Origin of the sequence: Pseudomonas sp. CM25 (assembly GCF_013179705.1) — a bacterium.
Classification (GTDB): domain Bacteria; phylum Pseudomonadota; class Gammaproteobacteria; order Pseudomonadales; family Pseudomonadaceae; genus Aquipseudomonas.
The window spans coordinates 1-10,005 of the sequence record NZ_JABMCW010000209.1; the positions used below are offsets into that span (position 1 = coordinate 1).

A 10,005-nucleotide genomic window follows, 5' to 3' on the forward strand; every position below is an offset into this window, starting at 1 on the left:
CGGTGGCGGTCATCTGCTGCATGGCGGTGGCCACCTGTTCGGTTTCTTCCTTCTGGCTGCCGACCTCACGGTTGGTCTGCTCGGTCACCGCCGACAAGGCCTGGGCGTTGCCCGCCAGTTGCTCGATACCCTGCTGCAAGCCGCTGACCATGCCCGACAGGCCCACCGCCATCTGCTGCATGGCCTGCAGCAGCTGCCCCACTTCGTCACGGCGCGGGGCCTGGGCAGCAAAGCCCAGCTCGCCGGCGGCAATGCGCTGGGCGCGGGCGATCACCTGCTTGAGCGGGCCGACCACGGCGCGGGTGATCAGCCAGGCCGCCAGCACGCCTACCAGCAGCGCCAGGCCGGTGGCCAGGGCGATGGCCACGGCATTGCGCTGCAACTCAGCCTGCAGGGCCTGCTGCTGCACCCGGAAGGCCTGATCGACACGGCCAGTCACCTGCTCGGCAGTGGCCTGCAACTGCGCCTTCAGCCCTTGCTCACGGGCCAGCTGGTCAGTGTATTCATTGAGTTTTTCCGAGAAGCTGCCAATGTGCCCGGCCACTTCGCCCAGCACGCTCTGGTAGCCGGCATCACCCACCGCGCCCTGCAGCTGGCCGACCAGGCTGGCCGCCTCCACTGTCTGGGCGATGCGTTGCTGGCCAGCGCCCTCTTCGCCTTTGCGGCTTTTTTCCAGGCGCACCCGTGCTTCGTCCATGGCCTGCAGCATCAAGCGCGAAACCTGCGCCACCTGCGCGGCCTGCTCCAGAAACTCGCCACCCTGCTGGCCCTGGGACTGCTTGAGGGTATACACGCCGTCATCGGCCAGCCCGGCCTGCAGCACATCCAGGTTGTTGGCGACACTGGACACCGACCAGCTGGCCGTGTCCAGCGCCAGCTCCTTGGCTTGCACCGCCTCGACAAACGCCTCGAATGCCTGACCGTAAGCCGCCAGCTCGGTTTCGGCCGCCGCCAGCGCCGGCAAGCTGCGGGCGCGCTCGGCCAGGCCCTGCAGCCCAGTGCGCAAGGCCTCGACCTGGTGGATGTCCGAGCTCAGGGCAAAGGCCTGCTCATGCTGGCGCAGGCGCAGCAGGTCGGTATTGAACTGCGACAACTGGCGCAAACCGTCGAAGCGCTGGCCGACGCTGTGCAGTGCGGCGATGCCGATGGCCGCCACCGCCACGGTCAGCAGCAGCACCAGGGCAAAGCCCAGGCCTAGTTTGCGGGCCATGCCCAGGTTGGCCAGCACACCATGCTTGCTCGTGCCCATCGCCGATCCCCTTTCAGCCAGTGAGGTTATCCAGAGGCCAAGGGTGGCAACGTTGTCAGCCGCTGAACAAGGGCTTGGCGCCGGAATAGTGTCAAATAGCTATGTATTGTCGTTTTTGGCTGCCTTGATGTCGTTTCTGGTGAATTTTCGAGTGCCATCACAAAGCCATCAATCTTAGCCCAACCTGATCCTTCACAAAGTCCGGAACAATATTAAATAGAAGCAACTCAAGTCCCGATTTATTCCGTTCCTTTCTTTATGAAGTTACCTTGGCGCCATTTAATTTGCGCCAAATCTGGGGCATCAAAAAAATATTAAAGAGCCACTACCGCGGCAAAAACACCGCTATCGTGATGCGTAACTGGCCCGCCCTCTGGACCCGTAGTGCATCAATGGAGTTCTTTATGAAAAGAGCCATTTTTACTGCAGTGGTCACCCCCTTGCTGTTCGGCAGTATTGCAACTGTTGCCCACGCCGCCACTTCCACAGGGCCGCTATTGACCCTGGGCGCGCAAGGCAGCTACACCGAGCTGGAATTGAATGGCCGCGGCAATGACACCGAGCACCTGCCTGAAGGCGGCGTGTTCATCAGCTACGGCAACAAGATGACGGCCAAGGCGGGCCTGGTCTACAACGCAGAAGCCAGCGGCATGTACTCGAAGCAGCATAACCAGAAGCTCAAGGACGGCCAGGCCGACCTGGACCTGGGCTGGCGCGTCGAGCTGAGCGAGCGCCACTCGCTGGACGTGCTGCTGGGCGGCGGCTACAAGTGGAACCGCCTGCAACCCAATACCAGCCGCTATGACGTCGACCTCACCAACCGCACCCCGTTTGCCAAGATTGCCGCCGGTTACAACTACCGCTTCAACAATGCCACGCTGCGTTTTGAAGCGGGTATACGGCAAGTTATCAATGGCGATTCGCAACTGGAAATACATGGCATCAGTAGCGAAGACGTTGATTTGAAAGATACCAGCAACCCCTTTGCCGAACTTAGCCTGCTGTTCAATCAGAACGGTTCCGTCCCGGTACTTGCTTCGCTGTATTACAGCCGCTACGAGTACGACCTGGACGGGCAGTTCCTGATGACCGATTCGGACGAGCAGACCCGCAATGAATATGGGGTGAAACTGGGTATCAGCTTTTAGCCCGAGCGGATCATGACCGGCCTGCTTGCTCAAGGAAGGCCTGGGCACGTGTATCCTGCCCATACGCGACATTGATGCGCAGCCAGTCGCTGGGGGCGCCCTGGTAATCGAAGGCACTGCCGGGTGTCAGCAACACGGCATGCGCCAGGGCCAGGCGCTCCAGGCTGGCAAAGCTTTGCCCCGGCATACGCGCCCAGATGAACATCCCGCCATACGGCTCGCAGAACACCTGCCACCCCCACTGCTCCAGCTGCCGCAGCAACCGGGCCATGTGCTGGCCCAGGCGCACACGCAGGCGCTGCACACTCTTGCGATAACTGCCATTGGCCAGCATCTGCCCCACTACCTGTTCGGCAAAGCGCGACGTGCCGATGCCGCTGACCATTTTCAGCTCGGCCAGGCGCGCCAGCAGCGCAGGGTCGGCGACCAGGTAGCCCACCCGCAGCGAGCTGCTGAGGGTTTTCGAGAAACTGGCCATGTAGATCACCCGCTGCTCACTGTCCAGGGTGGACAGGCGCGTGGCCGGGCCTTCCTGGAAGTCTGCATAGATGTCGTCCTCGATAATGCGCAGGTCATGCTCGCGCGCCAGCTCCAGCAGGCGGTAGGCCACCTTGGGCGTAAGGCTGGTGCCGGTGGGGTTCTGGTACAGGCTGTTGATGAACAGGCAGCGCGGCTTGTGCGCGGCCAGCAAGGCTTCGAGGGCAGCCAGGTCGGGGCCTTCGGCGGTGCGCGCCAGCGGCAGCATGTGCACCTGGTGCTGGCGCAGCAGGTTGTACAGGTTGTAGTAGCCGGGGTTTTCCACCAGCACCGTGTCGCCCGGGCGCAGCAGGGTGCGCACCAGCAGGTCCAGCCCGTGGCTGGCGCCGTGGGTGGTGAGGATGCGCTCGGGGCCGGCGGCGATACCGGCCTGCGCCAGGCGTTTGTGCAACTGCTGGCGCAGGCTGGCCAGGCCCAGGGGTGGACAATAGTCGAACAGGTCCTGCGGGTTGCCGCGGCTGACCTGGCGCACGGCCTGGGCCAGCTCGGTGGCGGCGCGCCAGCTGTTGGGCAGCCAGCCACACCCCAGTTTCAGCAGTTGCTCATGGCCTTCGCGAAACTGCCGCCAGCTGCCGTCGCCCGCGTCGCCCCAGGGTTGTGCGTCTTCCACCGGCAGCCCGGGTTTGCGCTCGGCGACGAAAAAGCCGGTGCCGTGGCGGGCCTCCAGCCAGCCGCTGGCGACCAGGCGGTCGTAGGCCTCGATCACGCACGACGCACTGACCGCCTGGCTGCGCGCCAGCGCACGGATCGACGGCAGGCGCGCCCCTGGGCGCAGGCGTTGCTGGCTGATCCAGGTTTGCAGGTGGTCGGTGAGTTGCTGCACCAAGGGGGTGGTGCTGGTGCGGTCGAGGGGGAAGTGCATGGGCCAGGTGTTCGCTGATTTTGAGCGAACAGTTAAGCATAAATGGGCGCTGGGTGTATCTGGAGAGGCGATGGGCCAGCGATCACAGTGAGCAGGCCCGGCGTTTTCGCAGGTGAACCCCGCGAATATGCCGGTACAGCCACCCAGAATCAGGACCCAACCTCATGCCCTGCGCCCCGGCCCGCCTGGCCTTCTCCCTCTGCCTGATCACCCTGGCGGTGAACCTGCAGGCCCCGCTGTACATCACCTACGCCGACCTGTCTGGCCAAGGCGCGGCAGCCACCGCCGTGGCCTTTTCCGGCTACGTGCTAGGCGTGCTCCCGGTACTGCTGGCCCTGGGCGGCCTGGCCGACCGGGTCGGCCGCCGGCCACTCATCCTGGCGGCACTGGCGCTGTCGATGATCGCCACGGTGTTGATGCTGCTGGCCCCCAGCCTGCAAACCCTGGCCCTGGCGCGCCTGTTGCTGGGCCTTGGCACCGGCCTGGCTTCGGCTACCGCCACGGCCTACATGGGCGAACTGATGGGCGGCGAGCACAGCACCCGCGCCGCCAACTGGGTTACCGCCAGCACTTCGCTGGGCTTTGGCCTGGGCGCCGCGCTGACCAGCCTGTTCCTGCTGCGCGGGCCCAGCCTGACCCCCGGCAGTTTCCACCTGCAGCTGTTGCTGGCGGCGCTGGCCGTCGTGCTGGCATGGCGCCTGCCCGACCCGCGCCCGGCACAGCGCCACCCCATGCTGCGCCTGCCCTTTTACCCGCGCGGCAGCGTGCCTTACGGCCTGGCGATTTTGCTGGCATGGGCCTGCGTGGGGCTGGTGATTGCCCTGCTGCCGGGCATCCTGCGCCAGCATGGCCTTAGCGACTGGTCGGGGTTCTCGACGTTTTGCGTGATCAGCTGCGGGCTGCTGTTCCAGCCGATGGCACGGCGCCTGAGCAGCCACACCGCCACCTTGCTGGGGCTGGTGATATTGCCGTGCAGTTATGCGCTGCTGGCCTGGGGCGCACACGCCGGGCAGCTGGTTGCGGTGCTGCTGGGTGCGGTGGCGGCCAGCAGTGCGTGCTACGGGTTTGTCTACCTGGGCGGGCTGGCAGCGGTGAACCAGCTGGCGGGCAGCGAGAAGACCCGGGCCAGTGCCGGGTTTTTCCTGCTGGCGTACCTGGGGTTCAGCTTGCCGGTGATCTTTACCGGGATGCTGAGTGACCGGTTGGGGGCGGGGCTGGCCCTGGCGGTGTTTGGCGGGGTGCTGGTGCTGGGGTGCCTGGGTGTCGGGGTGGGTTTGCGGCGGGCTGACAGGGCCGTTTCACGGACAGATCCGCTTTTGGGGTGATAGGCCTTGGGGTGGGTTTGTGGGGGCGGGAAATTTACCAACATAAATTGCATCAGGGCTGACAGGTGCTTGCCATGAAATATGCAGCGCCTGTGAGATCGAGCGCCGCCCGCGCGGCGCATCGCGGATGAATCCGCTCCTACATTTGTTGCAACGTGGCCATGCCTGTGGAAGCGGGGTTGCCCGCCTTGGTGCTTGGCTTGAGACAGGCTGCAGTGGGGCCAACCGGGAAATCCAGTCAAGCTGACAAGGCTGACAACCATGACCTTTCAGGTTAGGTACGTTGCAACAAATGTAGGAGCGGATTCATCCGCGATGCGCCGCGCGGGCGGCGCTCGATCTCACAGGCGCTGCATATGTTGCGGCAAGCACCTGTCAGCCCTGATCCGATCCCCTGGAAACAGCAGCATCACCCAATCAGCCAACCAAAATCAAATCGCCGTAGCCCCACCATCCACGGTCAGGCAATGCCCGGTGGTAAACGCGGCGCCATCGCTGCACAGGTACAGCACGGCGCTGGCGATTTCCTCGACCTTGCCGATGCGCCCCACCGGGTGCATGGCAGCGGCAAACTCGGCCTTGCGCGGGTCGGCCTCGTACGCACGGCGGAACATGTCGGTGTCGATCACCGCCGGGCACACGGCATTCACGCGGATGCCCTTCTTCGCATACTCGATGGCCGCCGACTTGGTCAGGCCGATCACCGCATGCTTGGAAGCGCTGTAGATGCTCATCTTCGGCGCCGCCCCCAGCCCCGCCACCGAGGCGGTATTGACGATCACCCCGCCGCCCTGGGCCAGCAGCAACGGCAACTGGTACTTCATGCACAACCACACGCCCTTCCCGTTCACGCCCATGATGGCATCGAACGCTGCCTCGCTGCCCTCGGCCAGGCGGCCTTGCTCGGTCTCGATGCCGGCGTTGTTGAAGGCGTAGTCCAGCCGGCCATAGCTGGCGATCAGGCGCTCGTGCAGCTGACGCACCTGGGCGTCGCGGGTAACGTCGCAGGCAATGAACAGCGCTTCCCCCCCTGCAGCGTGGATCAGCGCCACGGTAGCTTCGCCACCAACCGGGTCAAGGTCGGCCACCACCACTTTCAGGCCTTCCTGGGCGAACGCCAGGGCCGTTGCCCGGCCAATGCCGGCGGCGGCGCCGGTGACCAGGGCTACCTGGCCAGAAAAGGTCATGCTCATCGCGTGCTCCTGTACAAGGGTGGAGGGATTCAGAGCATAGCCAGCCACCACTGGGCCGAGCAGCATCATCACACCAACGGTTGAGCTACCATGCTTGTCAGTGATGTTGGCCACCTGCCTACATCAACAAGGTAAATTGAACGCCTTATACCCTCCACTGCCCACAAGGACCCGCCATGACCCAGACCAACCGCCGCTTCCTGCTTGCCAAACGCCCGGTCGGCGCCGTGCGCCGTGACGACTTCAGCTTCGAGCGCGTGCCTGCCGAACAACCCGGCGAAGGCCAGGTGCTGGTGAAAAACCTGTACCTGTCGCTGGACCCGGCCATGCGCGGCTGGATGAACGAAGGCAAGTCCTATATCCCGCCCGTGGGCCTGGGCCAGGTGATGCGGGCGCTGGGTGTTGGCGAAGTGATCGCCTCCAACCACCCCGATTTCAAACCCGGCGACCATGTCAGCGGTGCCCTGGGTGTGCAGGACTACTTCACCGGCGAGCCTCAGGGCCTGCACAAGATCGACCCTAAACTGGCCCCGCTGCCCCGCTACCTGTCGGCGCTGGGCATGACCGGCATGACCGCCTACTTCGCCCTGCTGGACGTTGGCCAGCCCAAGGCCGGCGAGACCGTGGTCATTTCCGGTGCGGCCGGTGCGGTGGGCAGCATCGTCGGGCAGATTGCCAAGCTCAAAGGCTGCCGCGTGGTCGGCATTGCCGGCGGCGCCGAGAAGTGCCAGTACCTGAAGGACGAGCTGGGCTTTGACGGGGTGATCGACTACAAGGCCGAAGACGTGCTGGCCGGCCTGAAGCGCGAATGCCCCAAAGGCGTGGACGTGTACTTCGACAACGTCGGCGGCGACATCCTGGATGCAGTGCTGACGCGCATCAACTACAAGGCCCGCATCGTCATTTGCGGCGCGATCAGCCAGTACAACAACAAGGAAGCGGTAAAAGGCCCGGCCAATTACCTGTCGCTGCTGGTGAACCGCGCGCGCATGGAAGGGTTTGTGGTGATGGACCATGCCAAGGATTACGGCAAGGCCGCGCAGGAGATTGCCGGTTGGCTGGCCACCGGGCAGGTGAAGAGCAAGGAGGATGTGGTGGACGGGCTGGAGACGTTCCCCGAAACCTTGCTGAAGCTGTTCAGCGGGGAGAACTTTGGCAAGCTGGTACTGAAGGTATAACCGCCCCTGCGGGGCCAATTTAGGGACAGCGGTGTGTGTCGCAGGAGCTACGGTCTCGCGCAAAATTCAATAGCATGCACGATCCCTGTGGGAGCGGGTTTATCGAGGCGTCGAACCGCCGCGAACACCGGCGCAGGCGGTGCCATGCACCTCGTGCTACACACTGCACCAACCCCAAACGAAAAGGCCAGCACACGCGTGCTGGCCTTTTCAATACCGCAGGCTATTTACCCACGAATCTCCGCCACCACCGCAGCCAGCGCCTGCGCCGGGTCTGCCGCCTGGCTGATCGGCCGGCCGATCACCAGGTAATCCGAACCGGCATCCAGTGCCTGGCGCGGCGTCAGAATACGGCGCTGGTCATCCTGCGCACTGCCCGCCGGGCGAATACCCGGGGTTACCAGTTGCAGCGACGGGTGCGCCGCCTTCAGTGCCGGGGCCTCCAGCGCCGAGCACACCAGGCCGTCCATACCCGCCTTCTGCGCCAGCGCCGCCAGGCGCAGCACCTGCTCTTGCGGGTCGACATCCAGGCCGATACCGGCCAGGTCCTCACGCTCCATGCTGGTCAGCACGGTCACGCCAATCAGCAACGGCTGCGGGCCGCTGCGCTTGGCCAGCTCTTCGCGGCAGGCCGCCATCATGCGCAGGCCACCGGAGCAATGCACGTTGACCATCCACACGCCCATCTCGGCAGCGGCCTTTACCGCCATGGCCGTGGTGTTGGGGATATCGTGGAACTTGAGGTCCAGGAACACTTCGAAGCCCTTGTCGCACAAGGTCTCGACAATGCCCGAAGCGCTGCTGGTGAACAGCTCTTTGCCCACCTTGACCCGGCACAGCGCAGGGTCAAGCTGGTCAGCCAGCTTCAGGGCGGCCTCACGGGTAGGGAAATCCAGGGCGACGATCAGGGGCGTCTGGCAGGCGGACATGGGCAGGGTCTCTTGGCAAGTCGAAAACGGCGCGCATTGTAAACGAAGTGGCGCAGGCTTTGGGGGCCGCGGGTCACGGAATTGGCCCGGCGGCGGCTGGGTTCTATAATTGAACCAACGGAACGGCAATTTGCTCAAATTTCATACAAGCACTGCCTGTACCCGGTAAAGGAGAACGACAATGCCCTGGTATGCCTGGCTGATACTTATCTTAGCCCTTGGCTCGATCGTCGGCGGGCTGATGATGCTGCGCGACACCGCAAAAAAACTGCCACTGACCGACGAGCAACTGCGCAAGGTGCATGAGCGCAATGCAGAGGCGGATGCCAAGGATGCGCAGGACCGTTAGTGGGCCGGGCTTTTACGCAGACTGCGCGCGTATTAGCGGCGCCTATGAAATCGAGCGCCGCGCGGGCGGCGCTCGATCTCACCGGCGCTACATATCTTGCGCCAAGCACCTGTCAGCCCTGATGCAATCCCTGTAGGAGCTGGCTTGCCGGCGATGGGCCGCATAGCGGCCCCACCCCCCGCCCTCTATTCCACCATCACCTTGTCCCGATTACGCTCCAGCAACGCACTCCCAATCCCCTTGATCTCCAGCAACTCATCCACCGAAGCAAACTGCCCATGGGCCTCGCGGTAAGCCACAATCGCCTCGGCTTTCGCCTTACCAATTCCATTCAGCTCCTTCTGCAAGGTCAACGCATCGGCCTTGTTAAGGTCCAGCCGCCCCGGCTGCTGGGCCTGTTGCTGGCTTACCACCGGCACCGGCTCGGGTACCGCCATGGCACCGGCCGGGGCGGCGCTAAGGGAGAACGACAAGCTGGCGAACAGCGGCAGCAGCAGGTACGACAGAACGTTATTGCGCATGGTGAACACTCCTTCAGTTGGTCATTTGCCAGCAGCCGTTTTCCTTCGGCTGCGCAACAAACCCTAGCGGTTGCAGCGCCCTGCAGACAGCCACCCACAGCCGCGAATGGTTACTGAATCGGTCAACAACCTGGCCAACTTCCCCCACCCAAAAAAACAGCCGTTTTACTCCCGCGAGCGCAAAACCAAGACCATCAATGGAATGATCCCGCGCGTGTAGCCCAATCCCTGCTTGCCCAATACCGCCTTCCCACCCCTGCCCGCCCATCGCCCTACAACACCCGCCGCACAAGGCCCGCCCCGAAAACCCCATCCCGCAGCCCGAAATACACCCCGCTGCAGGCTGGCACCCCACTACCCAGCTGCTATCAACCCGAACCACGACCTGAACATGAGCAGCTGCGTCCCCTTCGATATCAAAGGGAACAAACGAGGCGGCCAGAGGCAATCTCACAGGCGGTACTGGCTCGAAACAGATTCAGGAGAGACGGTGCGGCGATCCGACTTTGCCCGCGAATCGCCGCGCGGGCGGCGCTCGATGTCACAAGCACAACAAGATTCAACTCATGCGCCCGCCAGCCCAAGTGCATAGCCAGCGCGTCAGACTTTCCTGAAACCTTGCCCCACCTCTTCAGGTTGGGTGAGCTAGCGAACTATCCTACGCACCAGTCAGAAGCAGCTGAATTGTCGGGGAAATGCCCCAGGGATAACTTC

The 10,005-nt window shown here is 63.8% G+C and carries 9 protein-coding genes; 4 read left to right on the top strand and 5 right to left on the bottom strand.

What is annotated here, in order from left to right; all coding sequences use genetic code 11:
• On the bottom strand, positions 1-1,249 hold a 1,249-nt coding region (locus tag HP546_RS19775; protein ID WP_172228583.1), incomplete at its 3' end, for a methyl-accepting chemotaxis protein.
• A 404-nt stretch (positions 1,250-1,653) separates the two neighbouring features.
• On the opposite strand from HP546_RS19775, the gene HP546_RS19780 reads away from it, so the two are divergent.
• Positions 1,654-2,397 carry an outer membrane beta-barrel protein gene (locus HP546_RS19780; protein ID WP_172228584.1) on the top strand — a complete coding sequence of 248 codons (744 nt, stop codon included), beginning with the start codon at positions 1,654-1,656 and terminating at the stop codon, positions 2,395-2,397.
• Between the two features lie 10 nt (positions 2,398-2,407).
• Here the strand turns inward: HP546_RS19780 and HP546_RS19785 are convergent, their stop codons facing one another.
• On the bottom strand, positions 2,408-3,796 hold the full coding sequence (locus HP546_RS19785) for a PLP-dependent aminotransferase family protein (protein WP_172228585.1): 1,389 nt from the start codon (positions 3,794-3,796) through the stop codon (positions 2,408-2,410).
• A 164-nt stretch (positions 3,797-3,960) separates the two neighbouring features.
• Here HP546_RS19785 and HP546_RS19790 point away from each other — a divergent pair, with 164 nt between their 5' ends.
• Positions 3,961-5,121: an MFS transporter gene (locus tag HP546_RS19790; protein WP_172228586.1), complete on the top strand. Its 1,161-nt coding sequence runs from the start codon at positions 3,961-3,963 to the stop codon at positions 5,119-5,121.
• 431 nt (positions 5,122-5,552) lie between these two features.
• On the opposite strand, the gene HP546_RS19795 is transcribed toward HP546_RS19790, so the two are convergent.
• On the bottom strand, positions 5,553-6,314 hold the full coding sequence (locus HP546_RS19795; protein ID WP_172228587.1) for an SDR family oxidoreductase: 762 nt from the start codon (positions 6,312-6,314) through the stop codon (positions 5,553-5,555).
• A 176-nt stretch (positions 6,315-6,490) separates the two neighbouring features.
• On the opposite strand from HP546_RS19795, the gene HP546_RS19800 reads away from it, so the two are divergent.
• Complete coding sequence (locus tag HP546_RS19800) at positions 6,491-7,492, top strand: NADP-dependent oxidoreductase (RefSeq protein ID WP_172228588.1); 1,002 nt, start codon at positions 6,491-6,493, stop codon at positions 7,490-7,492.
• Between the two features lie 227 nt (positions 7,493-7,719).
• On the opposite strand, the gene pyrF is transcribed toward HP546_RS19800, so the two are convergent.
• Positions 7,720-8,421, bottom strand: a complete 702-nt coding sequence (gene pyrF, locus HP546_RS19805) for an orotidine-5'-phosphate decarboxylase (protein ID WP_012271070.1) — start codon at positions 8,419-8,421, stop codon at positions 7,720-7,722.
• A 181-nt stretch (positions 8,422-8,602) separates the two neighbouring features.
• On the opposite strand from pyrF, the gene HP546_RS19810 reads away from it, so the two are divergent.
• On the top strand, positions 8,603-8,770 hold the full coding sequence (locus tag HP546_RS19810; RefSeq protein ID WP_172228589.1) for a DUF2897 family protein: 168 nt from the start codon (positions 8,603-8,605) through the stop codon (positions 8,768-8,770).
• A gap of 185 nt (positions 8,771-8,955) precedes the next feature.
• On the opposite strand, the gene HP546_RS19815 is transcribed toward HP546_RS19810, so the two are convergent.
• On the bottom strand, positions 8,956-9,291 hold the full coding sequence (locus tag HP546_RS19815; protein ID WP_172228590.1) for a ComEA family DNA-binding protein: 336 nt from the start codon (positions 9,289-9,291) through the stop codon (positions 8,956-8,958).
• Positions 9,292-10,005: the final 714 nt, after the last annotated feature.